Origin of the sequence: Streptomyces corchorusii, assembly GCF_001514055.1 — a bacterium.
In the GTDB taxonomy this organism is placed as follows: Bacteria; Actinomycetota; Actinomycetes; order Streptomycetales; family Streptomycetaceae; genus Streptomyces; species Streptomyces olivaceoviridis.
Genome location: NZ_KQ948351.1, coordinates 869,900 through 890,590 on the forward strand (window position 1 = coordinate 869,900; position 20,691 = coordinate 890,590).

Genomic DNA, 20,691 nt, shown 5'->3' on the forward strand with positions numbered 1-20,691 from the left:
ATGCAGGGCGGGCGCAGGGGAGGGCGGCGGCGAATCTTCCTGCGGACCGGGGCAACGGTCCGGGCGGCTCATGGACTCCTTTAGACATCTAGGAGGTGCCCATGGGGGACGGGAAGCAGACTCGGAACGAGGAGTTCCAGAGCTTCGTGGTCGGCCGCTGGCCGCGGTTGATGCGTACGGCATTTCTCCTCACGGGGGAGCAGCACGCCGCCGAGGACCTGGTCCAGTCGACGCTCGAACAGGTCTACGTGGCCTGGCGCCGGGTCGGCGGGGCGGACGATCCGGAGGCGTACGTACGGCGCGTGATGATCAACGCGCACGCGCGCAGACACCGCCGAAGGCTCAGGGAGTTCCTGGCGCCGAAGGACGACTCCGGCCTGGTGCGCGAGGTGGCCGACACCGGCGATCTGATCGCCCAGGCCGACGACCGCAGCGCCCTGCTCAAGGCGCTCGCGCAACTGCCCGTCCGGCAGCGGGAGGCGGTCGTGCTGCGCTACTGGGAGGACCTGACGGAGACACAGACGGCGGAGGCGATGGGCTGCTCGGTCGGCACGGTGAAGAGCAACGCGGCCAAGGGGATCGCGAAACTCCGTGCCATACCGGGACTGGCCGACATGGTGACGCACGGAGGGCGGAAGTGATGAGCGCGGACCGGGAGAACCACGACATGACGCAGACGGACATCGCCCTCCTGCTCGCGGACGCGGCGGACGAGGTCGAGATCGGCATAGCCCCGGTCCAGGCCGTCATCCGCGGCGGCCGGCGCCGCAGAGCGCGACGCTGGGCCGTGGCGGCGGCCACCGCCCTGGTGCTGGCGGGCTCGACGGGGGCCACGCTGGCCTTCGCCGGGCTGCCCGGGGAGCGCGCCGGCCGGGGGACGCCGACGGCGCCAGGCCCGGCATCCGCCGAGGAGAGACACGTGTACGCCCCGCAGCGGACGGAGCTGGCGCGGGGGACCGAGCAGGGCAAGCAGTGGCGGGTCTGGGTCGAGGTGTGGGGCGCGCCGCGTGACGCGCGGGAGGCGGACCGGCAGTTCGACGCCATGAAGGCGGTGGGCCTGCGGCCGGCGGTGGACAGGGCCGCCGACCTGGTCGGGAAGACGTCGTACTTCTCGATGCGGTCCTACGGCGGCGGCCGTTCCCTGGTGGTCATGTTCGACACGCACCAGAGGATCGACCGCCTCTCGGGCACCGACCTCATGGCCGCCGCCGTCAGCCTGGAGGAGCCGAGCCCCACGGCCCCCGAGCGGCTGGTGGTCGGCCATGTGGCGAAGTCCGCCCGGGAGGTCACCTGCCGCTGGAAGGACGGCGGTTCCACCGTGGCCCGCCCGGCGGGATCCGCCCCCGCCGCCCATGACGGCACCGCGCTGATCCGCCCGGTGGCGGGCTATCCGGGAGAGAACTGGTTCGTGTGCGTCGCCCCGGAGGGAACGGCCTACGAGAACGCGGACGTGACGAAGTGACCGGGGTGCGTGGTGCGGGGCCCCGCTCCGCCAGCGGTGTTGGTGGCGGTCGGCTTGGAGGGGGGCCTGCGCGACGGCGGATGTGACGGAGTGACCGGGGTGCGTGGTGGGGAGGCTCCGCTCAGAGCCAGCCCTGTTGCCGGGCCTCCCGTACCGCCTCGGCACGGTTGCGGGTGCGGGTCTTGCCGATCGCGGAGGAGAGGTAGTTGCGGACGGTCGACTCGGACAGGCGCAGCCTGCCCGCGATGTCGGCGACGGTCGCCCCGTCCACCGACGCCGTCAGCACCTCCCGCTCACGGGGCGTCAGCGGATTCGGCCCGGCGCTGAGCGCGGCGGTCGCCAGCGCCGGATCGACCACGGTCTCCCCGGTGAGCACACGCCGGATCGCCGCGGCCAGCTCCTCCACGGGCCCGTCCTTGACGAGGAACCCGGCCGCACCGGCCTCCATCGCCCGGCGCAGATAGCCCGGCCGGCCGAAGGTGGTGAGGATCAGCACCCGGCAGTCGGGAGCCTGGTCCCGCAGCTCGGCCGCCGCATCCAGCCCGCTCATGCCCGGCAGCTCGATGTCCAGCAGGGCCACGTCCGGCCGGTGCGTGAGCACGGCGTCCACGATGCCGTCGCCCGAGCCCAGCTGGGCCACGACCTCGATGTCCTCCTCCATGCCGAGCAGCAGGGCGAGAGCGCCACGCATCATGCCCTGGTCCTCGGCCAGCAGCACCCGGATGCGTGTACCGGGCCGGTGGTCCCGGGGCATCTCGTCGTCCATCGCCACAGGTTACGCCGGACGGCCCGGACAGGAACTCAGCGTTTCCCCAGCGGGGGCGGACGGTGTGCACGGGTACCGGGGGAGGGGCGGGCGGTCGTGGGGCGGGGGCGGTGGGGGTACGGCAGCCGGGGGGGGCGGGGGTACGGCGGTGGAGGTGGGCGGCGGTACGGCGGTCGGAGCCGGTACGGCGGTCGGGCCCGGAGAGGGTCTGACGGTCGAGGACCGGGACCTCGGTACGGCGGTCGGGACCGGAGCTGGTACGGCGGTCGGCATCGGAGACGGTACGGCGGGCGTGGCGGGAGTCTCGGTCGGCCGCCGGCCGCAGGGATCGGTGCGTGCTCGCGGAAATTCCCTACCGTGGGCCCTGGAAAGGGCGGAGACTCGGCTCATGGCTGACATGGGGGCGTTCCGGGAGGCGGTCACCGCGTGGGCGGCCGGTGGGCCCGGGGCCCCCGCACGGGAGCTGGCCGCGCGGCTGTCCGTCCGGGCGGCCGTCCTGCTCGAAGGGCCGAGCGACGAGGCGGCGGTCGGCGCGCTGGCCGCGGGCCGCGGCCGGGACCTTGAGGCCGAAGGGGTCTGCGTCCTGCCGATGGGCGGGGCGATGAACGTCGGGCGGTTCGCCGGCCTCCTCGGGCCGGCCGGACTGGGCCTGCGCCTCACCGGTCTGTGCGACGAGCGGGAGCGCCCGTACTACGCCCGCGGCTGGGAGCGGGCCGGCGCGGCACAGCACGGGTTCTTCGTCTGCGCGGCGGATCTGGAGGACGAGTTGATCCGCGCGCTGGGTGTGACCCGGGTGGCGGAACTGGTCCGGGCGGAGGGCGACCTGCGCGCGCTGAAGACCTTCCTGCGTCAGCCCGCGCAGCGGGGCCGCACCGCACAGCAGCAGTTGCGCCGCTTCCTCGGCACGAAGAAGGGGCGGAAGATCCACTACGGCCGTGTTCTGGTCGAGGCCCTCGACCCCGATCGCACACCCGCCCCGCTCGACGGACTGCTCACCAGCCTCTGACCGCCCGGCGGGCTCGTCACAGACGGCTCCTCCCAGATAGCGCGGCACGGACGGCTCGGCACCGACGGCCCGGCACAGAGGGCCCGTAAAGACTCGGCATGGTCCGGTGCGGCGGGGGTTGACGCCTCTTGACCGTGCACAAACAATCGCCCCTGCAATCGCCCGTGCCGTGCCCGCGCATTTCCTGGAATCCGCAGAAATTCCGCAGGCGAACAGGTTCGGTATTTCGATCGAACGGCGTTCGGGATCCCGGACAAGCCTCGCCCCACGACGAACCCGAGGTGCACCGTGCTGACGAGAACCCCCCGCGCCCCCGGCGCCCCGCGCGCCCCCCGCACACCCCGCGCCCTCCTCTCCCTCCTGGCCGTCTGCGCCACCCTCGCCGCGCTGTTCCTCGGCACCGGCGCACCCCCGGCCGCCGCCGCGAGTTCGCGGCCCTGTGACCTCTACGCCGCCGCCGGCACCCCGTGTGTCGCCGCGCACAGCCTGGTCCGGGCGCTGTACGCGTCGTACAACGGGCCGCTGTACCAGGTGCAGCGCGCCAAGGACGGGGCGAAGACGAACATCGGTCCGCTGTCCGCCGGCGGGTATGCCGACGCAGCCGCCCAGGACTCCTTCTGCGCCGGGACGACCTGCATCATCACCGAGATCTACGACCAGTCCCCGCGCCACAACGACCTCACGATCGAGGGCGCGGGCGGGGCCGGGGCCGCCGATGTGGGCGCGCCCGCGGACGCGCTGCCGGTGACCGCCGGCGGCCACCAGGTCTACGGTCTGGAGATTTCCGCCGGCATGGGGTACCGGGACAACTCCACCTCGGGCGTGGCCGTGAACGGGCAGGCCGAGGGGATGTACATGGTGACCTCGGGCACGCACGTCAACAACCGCTGCTGCTTCGACTACGGCAACGCCGAGACCAACAACATGGACACCGGCAACGGCCACATGGACGCCATCAACTTCGGCACCGAGTGCTGGTTCTCGCCCTGCTACGGGCAGGGTCCCTGGGTGCAGGCCGACCTGGAGAACGGGCTGTTCCAGTCCGACGCCGGCTACAGCAGGAACACCTCCAACACCGGGACCGGCCCGCTGCCGTTCGTGACCGCGCTGCTGAAGAACAACGGCCAGGACCATTTCGCGCTGAAATACGGAAATGCCCAATCGGGCGGGCTGACGACCACCTATTCCGGGGGTGAGCCGACCGCGGGCGGATACAAGCCGATGCACCAGGAGGGCGCGATCGTCCTCGGCACCGGCGGCGACAACAGCAACGGCTCGATCGGGTCCTTCTTCGAGGGCGTGATGACCGCCGGCATCCCGACGGACGCCGCCGACAACGCAGTCCAGGCCGACATCGTCTCCGTCGGCTACGGCGGCCCGACCGGCAGCACCGGCACGCTGAGCCCCGGCTCCGAGACCTCCCTGCGCGCCACGACCTCCTGCTGCACCGGCGACTACGTCCGCCACCAGAACGACGCGGCCGTCATCTCCCCGGTGACGTCGGGCAGTTCGTCCCTCGACAAGAACGACGCCACCTGGATCGTCCGCCGGGGACTGGCCGACAGCTCCTGCGTCTCCTTCGAGTCACGGAACTACCCCGGGGACTTCCTGCGCCACTCCAACTACCGGGTCTACCGGCAGCCGATGGACGGCACCGCCCAGTTCCGGGCCGACGCCACCTTCTGCCCGCAGACCGGCAAGAGCGGCACCGGCACCTCGTTCGCCTCGTACAACTACCCGACGCGCTACCTGCGCCACTACGACCACACCCTCTACATAGCGAGCAACGGCGGAGCCAACGCCTTCGACAGCAGCACGTCGTGGACGGCCGACGTCAGCTGGGCGGTCGCCGCGCCCTGGGCGCCGTGACCGCAGCCGCGTCAGTCGTAGCGGCACCCGTACCCGCGCCCGGACCGGTGCCCACCGCCGTCGCCCACTCGGCACCGCCCGCCGGAAGGTCACCGCTCACCGGAAGGTCGGCGGTGACCGTGAAGCCGCCGCGTGGCGCCGGGCCGGCCGTGAGGGAGCCGCCCGCCGCCGCGAGGCGTTCGGTCAGCCCCGTCAGCCCCGTACCGCCGGCGCCCGCACCGGCGGCCGGGGTTCCGGCGCCCGTGCCGTTGTCCGTGACCGTCAGCCGGACCCGGTCGGCGGCTCCCTCGACGGTGATCTCGCAGCGGTCGGCACGGCTGTGCCGGACGACGTTGGTGACCGCCTCGCGCACCACCCAGCCGAGCAGCGCCTCGGTCTGCGGGGCCAGCGGCGCCCCGGACTGGCGGACCACCGGCTGCACGCTCGCCGCGGAGAGCGCCGACCGGGCCCGGGTCAGCTCGGTGGCCAGGCTGCCCTCGCGGTAGCCGGTCACCGCCTCGCGGATCTCGGTGAGGGCCTGCCGGCCCACCGACTCGATGTCCGAGACCTGTGCCAGCGCCGCGTCGAGGTCGCGTGGCGCGAGCCGGCGGGCCGCCTCCGACTTCACCACGACCACCGACAGGGTGTGCCCGAGCAGATCGTGCAGATCGCGGGAGAAGCGCAGCCGCTCCTCCGCCACCGCCCGCCGGGCCAGCTCCTCCCGGGCGGCCCGCAGTTCCCGCACGGCCTCGGACAGGCTGAGGATCGCGGCGGTGACCATGCTGGACAGGAAGGTGGCGTAGGCGATGCCCGACGCGTCGTCCCAGCCGTCCCGCAGCCAGGTGGCGGCTCCCGCGTAGAGCGTGAGCAGCAGGCCCACGCGGCCCAGCCACGGTCCGCGCAGGGTGGCGCCCGTGGCGAGGCCCAGCAGCGGGAAGAACATCAGCCAGTTGCCGCCGTACCCGAGGGCGAGGCCCGTCGTGACCAGGCCGAGCAGGCCCAGCGCCACCCGGGTGGACGCCGACTCGCGCCTGGCCCGGTCGAAGGCGCGGAAGGTGACGTAGACGTAGAGGGAGTTGAAGGCGAGCAGGCCCAGGCCGCCGATCCACGGGTTCGGGGTCTCGCCCTGGAGCACGTTGGAGAGGGAGCCCATGCCCAGCAGCAGCCAGGGCAGCAGGGTGAAGCCGGTGGGCGGCGGGCCCGGATGCCCGGCGGCCGAGGGGTCCGCCCCCTCGCACCGGGCGGCCCGCGAGCGCCGCGGGTCCGCCCGCCACACCGGCCGTTCCCGCTGCCAGGCCGCCATCCGGCAGCTCAGCCTCTGCCACCACGTCATCTCCGAGTCCCCCGTCCCCGTCGTTCGAACGGCCCGTCCCCGCACGGGGGCGGGAGGGCGGTACGGCGTACGGATCGAACGGTACGGAACCGGGAGCGGGCGCGGGCAGACACGCATGTACCGAATCGGGCAGGACAAAAGTCACGGCCGGCCGGGCCGGGCTGACATACCGTCAGGAGACTTCACAACTGCGGAGGGCTCGGCTATACAGGGGGCGCCGGACTGGAACGCGTTCTAGGTCCGCACGTGGACGACCTCGGTGCGGCCGACGGTGCGGACGTCCGCACCGAGGTCTTGAGACCCGTCAGGAGCCCCATGCCCATCGACGCCGCCAAGGCACTCGCCGCCGAGCCCCGGTCGGGAGAGATCTCCTGGACGCGCAAGGACGTCCTGCTCTACCACCTGGGCATCGGCGCGGGCGTCCCTGCCACCGACCCCGACGAGCTGCGCTACACCCTGGAGTCCCGGCTGCACGTCCTGCCCAGCTTCGCCACCGTCGCGGGCGCCGGCTCACCGGGCGTGATCAGCGGGCTGTCCATGCCCGGCGTCGACGTCGACCTCGCCCGCGTCCTGCACGGCGGCCAGACGCTCACCCTGCACCGCCCGCTCCCGGCCGAGGGCACCGCCACCGCCACCGGCCGCATCGCCGCCGTGTACGACAAGGGCTCGGCCGCCGTCCTCGTCATGCGCACCGACGTCGCCGACAGCGAAGGCCCGCTGTGGACCAACGACGCGCAGATCTTCGTACGGGGAGAGGGTGGCTGGGGCGGCGACCGGGGGCCGTCCGCCCGGCGCGAGCCGCCCACCGGGGAACCGGACCGGGTCGTCGAGCGGCGCCTGCGCGAGGACCAGGCACTGCTCTACCGCCTGTCCGGGGACTGGAACCCGTTGCACGCCGACCCCGAGTTCGCCAAGCTCGCCGGCTTCGAACGGCCCATCCTGCACGGCCTGTGCACCTACGGCGTGACGCTGAAGGCGGTCGTCGACACCCTGCTCGGCGGGGACGTGAGCCGGGTGCGGTCGTACGCCACGCGGTTCGCCGGGGTCGTGTACCCGGGGGAGACCCTGCGGATCCGGATGTGGGCTTCGGAAGCCTCCGTACGGGCCGCCGTGAGCGCCGTCGAACGGGACGACGCGCCCGTCCTCGCCGACACCATCGTTCAGCACTCCTGACAGACCGCCAGTGAGGGGATGGGCGAAGGGGGCGCCCGCCGAGCGGGCGCCCCCTCATCTTCACTGCCGTCAGGCAGCTGCCTCCGCCGTCTCCTGGGCCGGCTTGCGATGCCGGCCGTGCGGAGTCGACTCGCTCTCCTGGGCCGCGACCGGGCCCCGGTGCCGGCCGTGACCGGCGTTCTGGGAAGAGCCGGCAGACAGCTGCTCAGTGGTGCTGGTGTCGCTCATCGGACGTATTCACCCCGTCAACCTGATCTTTCGTACAGCCGGGCGAGTTTAACCGGCGCACCACGGGCCGAATCCAGGCGCACACGCCAACCGGCACTAGTTCGTTACAAGACGCCCCAAGGGTGCCTGCTGCAACGGCACGGGCCGGGCCGCCGCCGGCACCGGAGGGCCCGGTTCCGCCCCCACCGGACCCACCCGCTCGAAGGCCCCGGCGGCGCCGCCGTCCGGGTCCGGCCCCTGGGCGCCACCCGCCCTCTCCGCGGCGACGCCCCCCGTCCTCTCCGCGGCCACGACCCCCGTCCCTTCCCTTGCCGCGTCCCCCGCCCCCGCCCCCGCCGTCGCCGGGGCCGCGACCCCGCCCGGTGCCGGCACGTCCGACACGCCGCACGGGGTCGCCTCCGTGGCGTACGGCAGGCGCAGCACCCCGTCGCGCGTGCACAGCCCGGTGCCCGCCAGCCAGCCCTCGGGCGCCGGGAGGTGCCGGACCTCACGGCCGGCGGGCCGCCACACGCCCACCCAGGTGCCGAGGGACCCGTCGATGCGCAGGCCCACGGCGCAGTTCTCCGGCATCAGCACCTGCCCGGGCTGGATCGCGAACGGCGTCACCACGCACTCCGGCACCCGCAGGCACTCCGGGAACCGCACCGGCAGGGTGCTGCCGAGGACACCCCAGCCCAGGCGCTCCCGTCCGGGCGAGGGCGCGTCCGAGGAGATCAGCAGCAGGCCGCTGTCGGGGTCGGCGAGCAGCAGCCGGTCGTCGCTGCCCTCGGCGATCTGGAGCAGCGGCGAGACCTCGCCGGCGCGCTCCAGGTCCACCACGACCGTCTTGGTGCGTCCGTCCAGTTCCCGGTCCAGCGCCAGCAGCCGTCCGGAGCCGTCCAGCCAGACCCCGCCCGAGCAGCGCCCCGGCACCTCGGCGCACCGCTGCGGGCCGAACGCCCCGCCCGCCACCAGCCACACCACGCTGGAGCGCGGTCCGACCGCGAGGGCGTACGCCCGCACGCCCCCCGGCGCCGGCGGCAGCAGGGTGAGCCGGGTGCCGGGCCCGGCGCACTCCACCGCGCCCAGCGGCAGCTCGCCGGTGCCGGGCCCGGTCGGGTACAGCAGCGAGAAGGCGTGCCGCCCGGCCACCGGGCGGTGGATCAGCACCCGCCCGTCACCCATCGGCTGCACCTCGGTCCCGGGCCCCTCGGGCTGGTTCCCGGGCAGGGGCACCGCGTACGGCTCCGGGCCGTCCAGGGTCCAGCGCTCCGGGAACCAGGAGTCACCGTCACGGGCGAGCCGGGCCGCGTACGCGCCGTCCGCCGTGATCGCGCACCCCGTCCCCGGCACGCCGGCGGTCCCGTCCGTGGAGGGGGGTTCGATCGCACAGACCGTCATCGTTCGGTCACCTCCGGCGACGAAGCTAGTTTTCGCGCGCGGAGGCGGGGGACCGGCCCTCCCCGGCTTCACACGTACGGGTGGTGCAGAAGCGATTCACCTGAGGAAACCGGGGCGTCTGTGCTGAGCGGGGGCAGACCGGACGCATGCGGTACAGCCCCGCCGAGCAGCCAGGTAGCCTTGGGCCGTGCCCCGTCTGTCTGAAGTCATCGCCGCGCTGGAGAACCTGTGGCCCGCAGAGCGGGCCGAGTCCTGGGACGCGGTCGGCACGGTCGTGGGCGACCCCGCCCAGGAGGTCACCCGGGTCCTGTTCGCCGTCGACCCCGTCCAGGAGATCGTGGACGAGGCGGTGCAGCTCGGCGCCGACCTTCTGGTCACCCACCACCCGCTCTACCTGCGCGGCACGACCACGGTCGCGGCCACGCACTTCAAGGGCCGGGTCGTGCACACGCTGATCAAGAACGACGTCGCGCTGCACGTCGCCCACACCAACGCCGACACCGCGGACCCGGGCGTCTCCGACGCCCTCGCCGGGGCCCTCGACCTCCGCGTCGTACGCCCCCTCGTGCCGGACCCCGCCGACCCCGAGGGCCGCCGGGGCCTGGGCCGCGTCTGCGAACTCGACCACCCCCTCACCGTCCGCGAACTGGCCGCCCGCGCCGCCGAGCGGCTGCCCGCCACCGCGCAGGGCATCCGGGTGGCCGGCGACCCCGAGGCCGTCGTCCGCACCATCGCCGTCAGCGGCGGTTCCGGCGACAGCCTCTTCGACCAGGTCCGCGCGGCCGGCGTCGACGCCTTCCTCACGGCCGACCTGCGCCACCACCCGGCCTCCGAGGCGGTGGCCCACAGCCCCCTCGCGCTGCTCGACGCGGCGCACTGGGCCACCGAGTGGCCCTGGTGCGAGCTGGCCGCGAGCCAGCTCGACGAGATCTCCGACCGTCACGGCTGGGACCTGCGCGTCCACGTCTCCAAGACGGTCACCGACCCCTGGACCGCCCACGCGGCGTCCCCCGCCACCGCCCACCCGTCGCCCACCACCACCCTTCCAACGAGCGCTTCGCGCGCCCCTTCCGATACCACGGGAGCCCCCAACTGAACGCCGCGCCCGCCGACCAGATCCGACTCCTCGACGTCCAGGCCCTCGACGTCCGCCTCCAGCAGCTCGCGCACAAGCGGAGGTCCCTGCCCGAGCACGCCGAGATCGAGTCGCTGACGAAGGACCTCACGCAGCTGCGCGACCTGCTCGTGGCCGCGCAGACCGAGGAGAGCGACTGCGCCCGCGAGCAGACCAAGGCCGAGCAGGATGTCGACCAGGTGCGCCAGCGCGCCGCCCGCGACCAGCAGCGCCTGGACTCCGGCGCGGTCACCTCGCCGAAGGACCTCTCCAACCTCCAGCACGAGATCGCCTCCCTCGCCAAGCGGCAGGGCGACCTGGAGGACGTCGTCCTGGAGGTCATGGAGCGCCGCGAGGCCGCGCAGGAGCGGGTGAACGAGCTGACCGAGCGGGTCGCCTCCGTGCAGTCGAAGATCGACGACGCCACCGGTCGCCGGGACGCGGCGTTCGAGCAGATCGACGGCGAGGCCGCCTCGGTGACCAAGGAGCGCGAGGTCGTGGCGGCCTCCGTCCCCGCGGACCTGCTGAAGCTCTACGACAAGCTGCGCGAGCAGCAGGGCGGCATCGGCGCGGCCAAGCTGTACGCCCGCACCTGCCAGGGCTGCCGGCAGGAGCTGGCCATCACCGAGCTGAACGAGATCCGCGCGGCGGCGCCGGACACGGTGGTCCGCTGCGAGAACTGCCGCCGCATCCTGGTGCGTACGGCCAAGTCGGGTCTGTAAGGGGCTTCAGGGGTGCGGGAGTTCATCGTCGAGGCCGACGGCGGGTCGCGGGGCAACCCCGGGCCCGCGGGCTACGGGGCGGTCGTGCTCGACGCGGCCACGGGTGAGGCCCTGACCGAGGCCGCGGAGTACATCGGCGTCGCCACGAACAACGTCGCCGAGTACCGCGGCCTCCTGGCCGGCCTCCGCGCCGCCCACGCGCTCGACCCGTCGGCCCGGGTCCACGTCCGCATGGACTCCAAGCTCGTCATCGAGCAGATGTCGGGCCGCTGGAAGATCAAGCACCCCGACATGAAGCCGCTGGCGGCGGAGGCGAGGTCCGTCTACCCCCCGGACCAGGTCACCTACGAGTGGATCCCGCGCGAGCGGAACAAACACGCGGACCGCTTGGCGAACGAGGCGATGGACGCGGGGGCGAAGGGCCGGCAGTGGTCACCGTCGCGGTCCGGCGCGGCCCTGACGGAGGACCGGGCCGTCGGTGCGGCCTCAGAATCCGCCGCAGCTGCGGGCAGTTGTGCCGCTGGGGCGGCGCCCGTCCCAGAGGAGGCGGCACCTCCCAGCGAGCAGCGCCCCGAATCCCCCAGCGAAGGGCGCCCCTCCAGCTCCGGTGGGGAAACCGTGAGCGAGCGGCGCGTCACCAGTGCCCCCGGCTGGAGCGCCGCCCCCGACCTGGGCGCGCCCGCCACCCTCGTCCTGCTCCGGCACGGCGAAACCCCCCTGACCCCCCAGAAACGCTTCTCCGGCAGCGGCGGCACCGACCCCTCCCTCTCCGCCGCGGGCCGGGAGCAGGCGCACCGGGTCGCCGAGGCGCTGGCACGGCGCGGCACGATCCAGGCCATCGTCGCCTCCCCCCTCGCCCGCACCCGCGAGACCGCCGAGATCGTCGCCGCCCGCCTGAACCTGGACGTCACGCTCGACGACGGCCTGCGCGAGACGGACTTCGGCGCCTGGGAGGGCCTGACCTTCGGCGAGGTCCGCGAGCGCCACCCGGACGACCTCGACGCCTGGCTCGCCGACCCGGAGGCCCACCCCACCGGCGGCGGCGAGAGCTTCGCCGAGACGGCCACCCGGATCGCCGCGACCCGCGACAAGCTGGTCGCGGCCCACGCGGGCCGTACGGTCCTGCTGGTCACGCACGTCACCCCGATCAAGACCTTCGTCCGCCTCGCGCTCGGTGCCCCGCCCACGTCGTTGTTCCGGATGGAGCTCTCGGCGGCCTCCCTGTCGGCGGTGGCGTACTACGCGGACGGCAACGCGAGCGTACGGCTGTTCAACGACACCTCCCACCTGCGCCCCTGAGCCCCCCGGGCGGCTACGCCCCCGAGCCGCCCGAGGGCCTCAACCCGGCCGCCGTACGGGCCAGTTCCTCGATCCGCCCCCAGTCCCGCGCGGCCACCGCATCCGCCGGGACCATCCAGCTCCCGCCCACACAGCCGACGTTGGGAAGGGCCAGGTACTCCGGCGCGGTCTTCGGCCCGATCCCGCCCGTGGGACAGAACCGGGCCTGCGGCAACGGCCCGGCCAGCGAGCTCAGATACGCCGTACCGCCCGCCGCCTGCGCTGGGAAGAACTTCATCTCCCGCACCCCGCGCTCCAGCAGCGCGACGACCTCCGAGGTGGTCGACACCCCGGGCAGGAACGGCACCCCGGACCCGCGCATCGCCTCCAGCAGCGCCTCCGTCCACCCGGGACTGACCAGGAACCGCGCCCCGTCCGCCGTACAGGCGTCCACCTGCTCCGGCGTGATCACCGTGCCCGCCCCGACCACGGCCTCCGGGACCTCGGCGGCGATGGCCCGGATCGCGGCGGGCGCGGCCGGGGTCCGCAGGGTCACCTCGATGGCGGGCAGTCCGCCCGCGACCAGCGCCCGCGCCAGCGGTACGGCGTCGGCGGCGTCGGTGAGCACCACCACGGGCACGACGGGGGCGAGGTCCAGCACGGAGGCAGCCGGAAACGGGGGCAGCGGCGAGGTCATGCGCTCATCGTGCCCAGGTACCCCAACCTCCGCAATGAGCGTTGCGTATGATGCAACGCCTTACGGTGTCCTCAGTGGATCTCGTCCACCAGCACATCCAGCGCCCACGCCTTGCCCGCCTTCCCGGGCGCCTCCGCCTCCACGACGTACCCCAGCTCCCGCAGCACCTCCACCAGCTCCGCGGGATCCCTCGGCGCGGCCCCGGCGGTCAGCAGACCGCGGACGATCCGGCCCTTCGTCGCCTTGTTGAAGTGGCTGACGACCTTCCGGGTCGGCGCGTGCAGCACCCGTACCGTCGCCGTGCGCCCGGCCACCTCGCCCTTCGGCCTCCACGCCGCCGCGTACGCCGAGGACCGCAGGTCGAGGACCAGGCCGCCGGCCGCCGCCTCCGGCAGCACCTCGGCCATCGGCGCCCGCCAGTGCCCGGCCAGCGCGCCCAGCCCCGGCAGCTTCACGCCCATCGAGCAGCGGTAGGAGGGAATCCGGTCGGTCACCCGCACGGCACCCCACAACCCGGAGAAGACCAGCAGCGAGTCCGCCGCGCGGCGCCGCGCCGCCGCGTCCAGCGTGGCCAGGCCGAGGGCGTCGTACAGGACACCGGTGTAGACCTCCCCAGCCGGGCGGGCGCCGGCCGTGCGCAGCCCGGCGTTCTTCGCGACCTCGCCGCGCAGCCCCTCGCTCAGCCCCAGCACCTCGCGGGCCTTCTCCTCGTCGGCGGAGCACAGCTCGACCAGCTCCCCGAGCACGGCCTCCCGCGCGGGGGTCAGCCCCGGCAGGGACAGCGACTCCAGCCGAAGCGGGGCACCCTCGCCCGCGTTCGCCTTGCCTTCCGAGGGCGGCAGCAGGACCAGCAACACGTACTCCTCACGTAGACCTCCGCGCCAGGGTACGGCGTGACTCCGCCGCCACCTCGGCCTACGCTCGCTCCATGCCCCGCCGCAAGATCCATGTCACCGGCGCTCCCGAAGCCCCCCTCCGGGCCGCGCTCGCCGCGCTCCGTTCCGAACTCGGCATACCGGAGGACTTCCCGCCGGAGGTCCACGCTGCGGCCGAGCAGGCGGCCAAGGACCCGGCCCTGCCGGTGTACGACGCCACCGACATCCCCTTCTTCACCCTGGACCCGCCCACCTCCACGGACCTCGACCAGGCCACCCACCTGTCCCGACAGGGCACCGGCTACCGCGTGCGGTACGCCATCGCCGACGTCGCCGCCTTCGTCGCACCCGGCGGAGCCCTGGACGCGGAGGCGCACCGGCGGGTGACCACCCTGTACTTCCCGGACGAGAGGGTCCCGCTGCACCCCACCGTGCTCAGCGAGGGCGCGGCCAGCCTGCTGCCCGGCCGCACCCGGCCGGCCGTGCTGTGGACGATCGACCTGGACGCGGAGGGCCGTACCCGCGCCGTCGACGTGCGCCGGGCCCTGGTCCGCAGCCGGGCCAAGCTCGACTACGCCCACGTGCAGCGGGACATCGACAAGGGGACGGCCGAGGAACCCGTCGCGCTGCTCAAGGAGATCGGCGAGGCACGGGAACGCCTGGAGGCCGAGCGCGGCGGGATCTCCCTGGACGTGCCCGAGCAGGAGATCATCGAGCAGGACCACACCTACGCGCTGCGCTACCGCGCCCCGCTGCCCGCCGACCGCTGGAACGCCCAGCTCTCCCTGCTCACCGGCATGGCCGCCGCCGATCTGATGCTCGCCCACGGTGCCGGCATCCTGCGCACCCTCCCCACCGCCCCCGACGGCGCCGTCGCGCGGCTGCGCCGTACCGCCACCGCCCTGCGCATCGACTGGCCGCACCACGTGTCGTACGCGGCCCTGCTGCGCACCCTGGACCCGCACGACCCGCACCACGCGGCCTTCCTCCAGGAGTGCACCACCCTGCTGCGCGGGGCCGGCTACACCGTCTTCCAGGACGGCCGGCTGCCCGGGCTCACCACGCACGCGGCCGTCGCCGCCGCCTACGCGCACTGCACCGCCCCGCTGCGCCGCCTCGCCGACCGGTACGCCTCGGAGATCTGCCTCGCCGCCGTCGCCGGCCAGGACCCGCCCGACTGGGTGTTCGCCGCGCTGGACGCGCTGCCCCGGCGGATGGCCGACGGCTCCCGGCGCGCGGGCACGGTCGAGCGGGAGTGCGTCGACATCGTGGAGGCGGCCCTGCTCAAGGACCGGATCGGGGACGTCTTCGACGGCTGTGTCGTGGACGTCGACGAGCACCGGCCGAACGTGGGCACCGTCCAGGTGCTGTCCCCGGCGGTCATCGGACGCGTCGAGGGCACCGACCTGCCGCTCGGCGAACGCCTGCGCGTCCGGCTCACCCGCGCCGACCCGGGCACGTCGAAGATCCTCTTCACCGTGGCCTGAGCGCCTGGACGAACGCGGCATGGAATGGCGGCTTCCGGCGCTGTACGCGACAACAGGGGCCACGGCGCACGACGGGCGCCGTGGCGGAAGCCGCGGGAGGACGGTCCGATGGGGGAACAGGCGCGCTGGACACGGGCCCGGCTGGGCCGCTGCGGACCCCCGCTCGACCTGCTCACCGCGAGCTTCCGCCGGCACGTCTACGCCCCGCACGCCCACGACGAGTACACGATCGGCGTCTGCGTCGGCGGCTCGGAGATCATCGACTACCGGGGCGGCCGCATCCGCACCGGCCCCGGCACGATCGTCGTCCTCGAACCCGGCGAGATGCACACCGGCGGCCCCGGCAACCCCACCGACGGCTACGCCTACCGCGCCCTGTACGCCGAGCCGTCCCTGCTGGCCGACGGCACCCTCGGCGGCCTGCCGCACTTCCGCGAACCCCTCGTCGACGACCCGGCGCTGGCCGAGGCCCTGCGCACCGCCCACACGCGACTGAGCACCTGCCCCGACCCGCTGGAGGCCGAGTCCGTCCTGCCCTGGGTGCTCACGGCCCTGGCCCGACGCCACTCCACGGCCCGCCCGCTCGCCGACCGCGTCCCCGGCGCCGACGCCATAGCCCGCACGGTCCGCGACCGCCTCGCCGACGAACTCACCGACCCGCCCTCCCTGGCCCTGCTCGCCACCGACCTCGGCCTGTCCCGCTACCAGCTCCTGCGCGCCTTCCGTACGACGATGGGCATACCCCCCTACGCCTGGCTCGCCCAGCACCGGGTCACCAAGGCGCGGGTCCTGCTGGAGAACGGCCTGCGCCCCGCCGAAGTGGCCGCCCACGTCGGCTTCGCCGACCAGGCCCACCTGACCCGCTGGTTCCGCCGGGTGCTCGGGGTGACCCCGGCGGCCTACCGCAACAGCGTTCAAGACAGCCCCGGACCGGGAGGCCGACACTCGGCCGCATGACTGCACGCGGCTGGTTCCTGTTCTCCCTGATGGGAGTGGTCTGGGGCATCCCCTATCTGATGATCAAGGTGGCGGTGGACGCGGTGTCCCCGCCGGTGGTGGTGTTCACGCGCTGCGCGCTCGGCGCGGCCCTGCTGCTCCCGTTCGCCCTCCGCCAGGGCGGCTTCGGGGACGCGATACGACGCCACTGGCGCCCCATGCTGGCCTTCGCGGTCCTGGAGATCATGATTCCCTGGTTCACCCTGACCGACGCCGAACGGCAGCTGTCCAGCTCGACGGCGGGCCTGCTGATCGCGGGCGTACCGATCGTCGGCGTGGTCCTGGCCCGGTTCCTCGGCGACACCGAACACCTCGGCGTCCGCCGGGTCTCGGGCCTGACCCTGGGCCTGGCGGGGGTGGCGGTCCTCACCCTCCCGCACCTCACCGGCGGCGACGCCCGCTCCCTGGCGGAGGTCCTGGTGACGGTCCTCGGCTACGCCACGGCGCCCCTGATCGCCGCCCGCCGCCTCAAGGAGGTCCCGTCGCTCCATCTGACGGCCGCGTGCCTCACCCTGGCCGCCCTGGTCTACGCCCCCGCGGCGGCCCTCACCCGCCCGGCCGCCCTGCCCTCGCCCACCGTCCTGGCCGCGCTCGCCGGACTGGGCGTGATCTGCACCGCGGTGGCGTTCGTGGCGTTCCTGGAACTGATCAAGGAGGCCGGCCCCACCCGGGCCACGGTGATCACCTACGTCAACCCGGCGGTGGCGGTGGCGGCGGGCGCCCTGTTCCTGGACGAACCGCTGACCCTTCCGGTGCTGGCCGCCTTCGCCCTCATCCTGGCCGGCTCGGTCCTCGCGACGGCCGCGGGTCCGCGACGCGGCACGCGCCCGGTACCATGGTCGTCACGGCAGACGAGCCGGGCGGACGGCCGCGTGGAGTCCCCCTAGGGGGCTTCCCGAGGAACGTCCGGGCTCCACAGGGCAGGGTGGTGGCTAACGGCCACCCGGGGTGACCCGCGGGACAGTGCCACAGAAAGCAGACCGCCCGGGGCTCCGGCCCCTGGTAAGGGTGAAACGGTGGTGTAAGAGACCACCAGTGCCCAGGGTGACCTGGGCAGCTAGGTAAACCCCACCCGGAGCAAGGTCAAGAGGGGCCGCCTTTCGCAAGAAGGGCGTCCCTGCGCGGACGATCGAGGGCGGCCCGCCCGAGTCCGCGGGTAGACCGCACGAGGCCGGCGGCAACGCCGGCCCTAGATGGATGGCCGTCGCCCCGGCGTCCGCGAGGACACCGGGGAACAGAACCCGGCGTACAGCCCGACTCGTCTGCCCCTACCTGCGGCTTTGCCTTGGAAAGGGCCTCTGACCTGCGTCGGAGGCCCTTTCCGGTCTTTCGGGGGCTTGCCGCGTTACGCAGCGGAAAGTCCCTCTGAAGTCCCTCAGACAGCACTGAAAGTCCCTGAAAAGTCCCTGGAGCGGAGGGGCGGGGGACGCCTCTGACCTGGGCCAGATCATAGTTACGTCGATCTTGGTGTGGGTCTCTGGGATGGTGGCGTGAGGTGGGAAGCGGCGTCCGTTGCAGTATGGGCCCGAAGGCGGCGGTTGCAGGCTCCCAGTTCCGGGCGAACGCCAGCAGCGTCTTGCCGTGCCCAGTAGCCTCGGGCCCATGACCGAAGAGACGATCATCGCGCTGAAGAACTACGACTGGCTCGTTCGGAACAAGGGCTTGGACGAGATTGAGTTGCACTGGGACAGCGACTCGCTCATCTCGGGCGAAGGCGGCTACGAGATCTCGCTGTTGACCGATCCTGGGTTCACGCCGGCGACGCGGCAGGGATCCTGAAAAGCGATTCCGTTCGGCGTGATCTTGCGATGAGCTGGCTTGATGGTCACGCTTGATTGCTTCTGGCCAGTACGTTCAACGGCTTGTCCACCAGGCTGCCCCGGCTCCCGTGGCTGTGGTGACAGTTGTGACGAGCCACGTGGGTATCCGTCGTATGACCAAGTGCATTCCGCCGCAGCGGAGTCCGAACTGCGGCGGCGTGCTGGTCGTACTGCTCACCGGCGTCATGCATTCAGTGGAGCGCGAAGGGACGGCGGACAGTGGATCGTTTTCTCGGAGGTGTTGCGAGCTTCCTGTCATGTGCGTAGCAAAACACCCTGCCGGCACGGCGCATTGATCTTGGTGGATAACTCGGGGGTTGTGGATACCTCAGAGGCTGTTCAGCGCTTCACGGAGGTCCTGCGTGAATGCCTGCCAGGACGCGAGCTGCTGGACCGGTCCTGCACGATCCAGCATCTGCAGCAGTCGCGCTCGATTCTCCGGGAAGCGCTTTTGGAGCTTCTCCAGGCGGCGCCCCCTGTCCTCGCTGGCCGTGGCGATCGCCTGCTTGAGGAGTGCCTTGGGGTCTGGCACCGACTCGGCCCGCGTTGCCTTGGGGAGGTCGAGTGCCACCTTGCCGTTGGGGTTTCCCGCTACTTCACGGATCGCCTGCTGGTTCAGAAGCAGCCACGCCTCCAGCATCCGTACCGGGATCACAGGCACGTGCACCAGGCCAGGGCACACCTCAGTGACTGCTTCCGCGATCTCAGTGCGCCGCCGCTCCGGCGGATTGCCGTCGGAGTCGCGGTGGATGATGACGAGGTCGTACACCTGCCACTCATCGCTGAGCCGCTGTGCGGCGCGCAGCTTGTCCCTGACCGAGTGGCCCGGCTTGTCCGGTAGCCGGTCCAGATCGGGAGGCGTCACAAGAATCTCGCGACCCATCTCCGCCCCGATCTCCTTGATGTGATCGCTCAGGCCAGTGTCGCTGGACCCCTCACAGAGGTACAGAGCTCGAACAGTCACGAGGCACTCTCCGCGAGGGTCAGCCGGGCCCCCGGAGGAGACGTGAGGTACGCGAGGATGTCGGCCTTGGTGCCGTAGCCCTTCTCTGCGCCGCTGGCCCGCCAAGTGCCGGCGAGCGGGCGCAACCGCAGGCCACGTGCCGCCTTGCCCGTGCCCTGGGGGATGCTCGCGGTGTCGGCGATCAGTAGATCGGTCGCGTCCACGAGCTGTACAACACCCGGGGAGTGAGTGTTGATCAGGACTTGCCGGAAGGGGTTGTCCTCGTCCACCGGTACGGAAGGATCCACTGCCAGATCGCGTACCAGCTCCACCATGGCGGAGAGGTTGGCCGGATGAATGCCGTTCTCCGGCTCCTCCATACACAGCAGACCGTGCGCCTGCGGATCCTCGAGGAGGACACACAGCGCCAGGAAGCGCAGGGTTCCCTCCGACAGGCTGCGCGCAGGGAGCACCATGCCGTCGATCTCGTGGAGCTTGATGGTCAGCAGCTCGCGCGTGTCGTCTGCTTCGACGTGCAGCGTCTTGACGTGCAGTCCGGACAGATCTGACAGGCGCCCCGCGACCCTGGAGTAGACGCGGGCCGGGTCGTCCGGAAACCTCTCCCGCGCGATCCGGTCCAGGCTGCGTGGCAGGTGCAGGCCGTCAGGCTGCATTTCGCTGGGGTCCCGGTAGTTGTCGGAGGTACGCAGGGCGGAGGGTTCGAGGGCAAGCCGTCGCCACGACTGCATTTCCCGCCGGGCCGCCAGGATGGTCGGATCGTCGTTCAGATTGATCGAGGAGAGCAGGGTCTTGGCTGCTCGTCTCCCGGGTGCCGGCCGCGGCTTCCCTTTTCGGCCGCCGTCGGCGTGAACGAGGATGACGGGGTCGCCCGTCTCAAGAGACGTGGAGATGTAGGGCGCGGACCTGCGACCGCGGACGACGCTGCTTCGGAAGGCTCTGGCGGGCGAGAACCGAAGATGCGAGGCAGCATCACTCGACCTGATCTGATTGAGGTCCTCGCGGAGCAGGGTCAGCCTGCCGCTTCGCTCCCCGCCCTGCGGCGGCTGGTACCCGAGGTGAAGGTCGTAGCGGAGGAAAGTGGCTGTCGGTTCGGCAAGGCGGCCGAAGTCGTCCTCGACCTCACTGGGGACGATCATCTCTGCGGCGAACTCCATGCGGTGTTCGCCGTCCGAGTAGCCGTTCCAGAACAGATCGCGCGCGTCGCCGTGCAGTGCGCCATGGGTCCCGCGGACGGCCTGGGCGGCCTCGATCATGGAATGGTCGGTGAGCAGGCTCAGGAACTGGATCGCGTCGAAGACGTTTGACTTTCCGGTGCCGTTCTCGCCTGCGATGCAGGTAAAGGGACCGAACTCGACGTTGAGGTCGAGCAGGTTCTTGAATCCACTGACTTCGAGTCGTGTCAGCATGTGTCCCCTCGGCGGTCCGGTGCGCACAGGAATGATAGAGCGCCAGGTGGTTGCGGACGGTCGCGTCGCGCCGCTGACAGGGCACGGAGCCGGGGTGTCAGCCCGAGAGCTGGCAGGATGTGTGCGACAGGACAGT

Annotated in this window: 19 protein-coding genes, 1 other RNA gene and 1 pseudogene; 13 read left to right on the top strand and 8 right to left on the bottom strand. The window is 72.6% G+C overall.

Going from position 1 to position 20,691, the window contains the following annotated elements; genetic code table 11:
• Nucleotides 1-101 precede the first annotated feature (101 nt).
• Together AQJ11_RS04050 and AQJ11_RS04055 are read left to right on the top strand one after the other, a co-directional pair.
• Nucleotides 102-641: a SigE family RNA polymerase sigma factor gene (locus AQJ11_RS04050; RefSeq protein ID WP_014672404.1), complete on the top strand. Its 540-nt coding sequence runs from the start codon at nucleotides 102-104 to the stop codon at nucleotides 639-641.
• Nucleotides 638-1,462 (top strand): hypothetical protein, encoded by an 825-nt coding sequence (locus tag AQJ11_RS04055; protein WP_059261853.1) that lies wholly within the window; start codon nucleotides 638-640, stop codon nucleotides 1,460-1,462. Before AQJ11_RS04050 ends, AQJ11_RS04055 begins: the two co-directional genes overlap by 4 nt.
• A gap of 121 nt (nucleotides 1,463-1,583) precedes the next feature.
• Here AQJ11_RS04055 and AQJ11_RS04060 read toward each other — a convergent pair whose 3' ends face one another.
• On the bottom strand, nucleotides 1,584-2,216 hold the full coding sequence (locus AQJ11_RS04060; protein ID WP_041665928.1) for a response regulator transcription factor: 633 nt from the start codon (nucleotides 2,214-2,216) through the stop codon (nucleotides 1,584-1,586).
• Nucleotides 2,217-2,616: 400 nt separating this feature from the next.
• Between AQJ11_RS04060 and AQJ11_RS04065 the strand changes: the two genes are divergently transcribed.
• Together AQJ11_RS04065 and AQJ11_RS04070 are read left to right on the top strand one after the other, a co-directional pair.
• Nucleotides 2,617-3,234 carry a TOPRIM nucleotidyl transferase/hydrolase domain-containing protein gene (locus tag AQJ11_RS04065; RefSeq protein ID WP_058080349.1) on the top strand — a complete coding sequence of 206 codons (618 nt, stop codon included), beginning with the start codon at nucleotides 2,617-2,619 and terminating at the stop codon, nucleotides 3,232-3,234.
• 288 nt (nucleotides 3,235-3,522) lie between these two features.
• Nucleotides 3,523-5,103 (top strand): alpha-L-arabinofuranosidase B, encoded by a 1,581-nt coding sequence (locus tag AQJ11_RS04070; RefSeq protein ID WP_059261854.1) that lies wholly within the window; start codon nucleotides 3,523-3,525, stop codon nucleotides 5,101-5,103.
• Here the strand turns inward: AQJ11_RS04070 and AQJ11_RS04075 are convergent.
• On the bottom strand, nucleotides 5,069-6,415 hold the full coding sequence (locus AQJ11_RS04075; RefSeq protein ID WP_244218086.1) for a sensor histidine kinase: 1,347 nt from the start codon (nucleotides 6,413-6,415) through the stop codon (nucleotides 5,069-5,071). The genes AQJ11_RS04070 and AQJ11_RS04075 overlap by 35 nt on opposite strands.
• A gap of 315 nt (nucleotides 6,416-6,730) precedes the next feature.
• Between AQJ11_RS04075 and AQJ11_RS04080 the strand changes: the two genes are divergently transcribed.
• Nucleotides 6,731-7,588 (top strand): MaoC/PaaZ C-terminal domain-containing protein, encoded by an 858-nt coding sequence (locus AQJ11_RS04080; RefSeq protein WP_059261916.1) that lies wholly within the window; start codon nucleotides 6,731-6,733, stop codon nucleotides 7,586-7,588.
• Between the two features lie 69 nt (nucleotides 7,589-7,657).
• Here AQJ11_RS04080 and AQJ11_RS49690 read toward each other — a convergent pair whose 3' ends face one another.
• The gene (locus tag AQJ11_RS49690; protein ID WP_014672397.1) at nucleotides 7,658-7,816 is read right to left on the bottom strand and encodes a hypothetical protein; all 159 of its coding nucleotides are present in this window, start codon (nucleotides 7,814-7,816) and stop codon (nucleotides 7,658-7,660) included.
• 96 nt (nucleotides 7,817-7,912) lie between these two features.
• A complete protein-coding gene (locus AQJ11_RS04085) occupies nucleotides 7,913-9,196 on the bottom strand; it encodes a hypothetical protein (RefSeq protein WP_059261856.1) in 1,284 nt (427 codons plus the stop codon).
• Between the two features lie 187 nt (nucleotides 9,197-9,383).
• On the opposite strand from AQJ11_RS04085, the gene AQJ11_RS04090 reads away from it, so the two are divergent.
• Genes AQJ11_RS04090 through AQJ11_RS04100 form a run of 3 tightly spaced genes read left to right on the top strand, consistent with a single transcriptional unit; the run spans nucleotide 9,384 to nucleotide 12,331 of the window.
• Entirely contained in the window at nucleotides 9,384-10,292 is a 909-nt protein-coding gene (locus AQJ11_RS04090) for a Nif3-like dinuclear metal center hexameric protein (protein ID WP_059261857.1), read from the top strand.
• Nucleotides 10,289-11,032, top strand: a complete 744-nt coding sequence (locus AQJ11_RS04095; protein WP_079082213.1) for a zinc ribbon domain-containing protein — start codon at nucleotides 10,289-10,291, stop codon at nucleotides 11,030-11,032. The genes AQJ11_RS04090 and AQJ11_RS04095 overlap by 4 nt, the downstream gene beginning before the upstream one ends.
• A gap of 12 nt (nucleotides 11,033-11,044) precedes the next feature.
• Nucleotides 11,045-12,331, top strand: coding sequence for a bifunctional RNase H/acid phosphatase (locus AQJ11_RS04100; protein WP_059261859.1), 1,287 nt, complete (start codon nucleotides 11,045-11,047; stop codon nucleotides 12,329-12,331).
• A 13-nt stretch (nucleotides 12,332-12,344) separates the two neighbouring features.
• Here AQJ11_RS04100 and eda read toward each other — a convergent pair whose 3' ends face one another.
• Entirely contained in the window at nucleotides 12,345-13,007 is a 663-nt protein-coding gene (gene eda / locus AQJ11_RS04105) for a bifunctional 4-hydroxy-2-oxoglutarate aldolase/2-dehydro-3-deoxy-phosphogluconate aldolase (protein WP_059261860.1), read from the bottom strand.
• A gap of 71 nt (nucleotides 13,008-13,078) precedes the next feature.
• Nucleotides 13,079-13,861 carry a peroxide stress protein YaaA gene (yaaA, locus tag AQJ11_RS04110; protein WP_059261861.1) on the bottom strand — a complete coding sequence of 261 codons (783 nt, stop codon included), beginning with the start codon at nucleotides 13,859-13,861 and terminating at the stop codon, nucleotides 13,079-13,081.
• A 74-nt stretch (nucleotides 13,862-13,935) separates the two neighbouring features.
• Between yaaA and AQJ11_RS04115 the strand changes: the two genes are divergently transcribed.
• From AQJ11_RS04115 to AQJ11_RS49695, 5 genes and pseudogenes are all read left to right on the top strand, one after another.
• Nucleotides 13,936-15,369, top strand: a complete 1,434-nt coding sequence (locus AQJ11_RS04115; protein WP_059261862.1) for an RNB domain-containing ribonuclease — start codon at nucleotides 13,936-13,938, stop codon at nucleotides 15,367-15,369.
• Nucleotides 15,370-15,477: 108 nt separating this feature from the next.
• Nucleotides 15,478-16,326 (top strand): AraC family transcriptional regulator, encoded by an 849-nt coding sequence (locus tag AQJ11_RS04120; RefSeq protein ID WP_059261863.1) that lies wholly within the window; start codon nucleotides 15,478-15,480, stop codon nucleotides 16,324-16,326.
• A 59-nt stretch (nucleotides 16,327-16,385) separates the two neighbouring features.
• Nucleotides 16,386-17,102: pseudogene (locus AQJ11_RS52595) on the top strand (DMT family transporter); the annotation flags it as partial.
• A gap of 115 nt (nucleotides 17,103-17,217) precedes the next feature.
• An RNA gene (gene rnpB, locus AQJ11_RS04130) (RNase P RNA component class A) lies at nucleotides 17,218-17,630 on the top strand.
• Nucleotides 17,631-17,967: 337 nt separating this feature from the next.
• Entirely contained in the window at nucleotides 17,968-18,144 is a 177-nt protein-coding gene (locus AQJ11_RS49695) for a hypothetical protein (RefSeq protein ID WP_167360846.1), read from the top strand.
• A gap of 369 nt (nucleotides 18,145-18,513) precedes the next feature.
• Here AQJ11_RS49695 and AQJ11_RS04140 read toward each other — a convergent pair whose 3' ends face one another.
• Together AQJ11_RS04140 and AQJ11_RS04145 are read right to left on the bottom strand one after the other, a co-directional pair.
• Nucleotides 18,514-19,068 carry a hypothetical protein gene (locus AQJ11_RS04140; RefSeq protein WP_244218087.1) on the bottom strand — a complete coding sequence of 185 codons (555 nt, stop codon included), beginning with the start codon at nucleotides 19,066-19,068 and terminating at the stop codon, nucleotides 18,514-18,516.
• 77 nt (nucleotides 19,069-19,145) lie between these two features.
• Nucleotides 19,146-20,555, bottom strand: a complete 1,410-nt coding sequence (locus AQJ11_RS04145) for an AAA family ATPase (RefSeq protein WP_059261867.1) — start codon at nucleotides 20,553-20,555, stop codon at nucleotides 19,146-19,148.
• Nucleotides 20,556-20,691 lie beyond the last annotated feature (136 nt).

What these genes read in the sequence shown, in the direction of transcription:
- AQJ11_RS04050 (WP_014672404.1), top strand. Translation starts at nt 102, where the DNA reads ATGGGGGACGGGAAGCAGACTCGGAACGAGGAGTTCCAGAGCTTCGTG.
- AQJ11_RS04060 (WP_041665928.1), bottom strand. Translation starts at nt 2,216, where the DNA reads ATGCCCCGGGACCACCGGCCCGGTACACGCATCCGGGTGCTGCTGGCC.
- AQJ11_RS04065 (WP_058080349.1), top strand. Translation starts at nt 2,617, where the DNA reads ATGGCTGACATGGGGGCGTTCCGGGAGGCGGTCACCGCGTGGGCGGCC.
- AQJ11_RS04075 (WP_244218086.1), bottom strand. Translation starts at nt 6,415, where the DNA reads ATGACGTGGTGGCAGAGGCTGAGCTGCCGGATGGCGGCCTGGCAGCGG.
- AQJ11_RS04080 (WP_059261916.1), top strand. Translation starts at nt 6,731, where the DNA reads ATGCCCATCGACGCCGCCAAGGCACTCGCCGCCGAGCCCCGGTCGGGA.
- AQJ11_RS49690 (WP_014672397.1), bottom strand. Translation starts at nt 7,816, where the DNA reads ATGAGCGACACCAGCACCACTGAGCAGCTGTCTGCCGGCTCTTCCCAG.
- AQJ11_RS04085 (WP_059261856.1), bottom strand. Translation starts at nt 9,196, where the DNA reads ATGACGGTCTGTGCGATCGAACCCCCCTCCACGGACGGGACCGCCGGC.
- eda (WP_059261860.1), bottom strand. Translation starts at nt 13,007, where the DNA reads ATGACCTCGCCGCTGCCCCCGTTTCCGGCTGCCTCCGTGCTGGACCTC.
- AQJ11_RS04115 (WP_059261862.1), top strand. Translation starts at nt 13,936, where the DNA reads ATGCCCCGCCGCAAGATCCATGTCACCGGCGCTCCCGAAGCCCCCCTC.
- AQJ11_RS04120 (WP_059261863.1), top strand. Translation starts at nt 15,478, where the DNA reads ATGGGGGAACAGGCGCGCTGGACACGGGCCCGGCTGGGCCGCTGCGGA.
- AQJ11_RS49695 (WP_167360846.1), top strand. Translation starts at nt 17,968, where the DNA reads ATGACCGAAGAGACGATCATCGCGCTGAAGAACTACGACTGGCTCGTT.
- AQJ11_RS04140 (WP_244218087.1), bottom strand. Translation starts at nt 19,068, where the DNA reads ATGGGTCGCGAGATTCTTGTGACGCCTCCCGATCTGGACCGGCTACCG.
- AQJ11_RS04145 (WP_059261867.1), bottom strand. Translation starts at nt 20,555, where the DNA reads ATGCTGACACGACTCGAAGTCAGTGGATTCAAGAACCTGCTCGACCTC.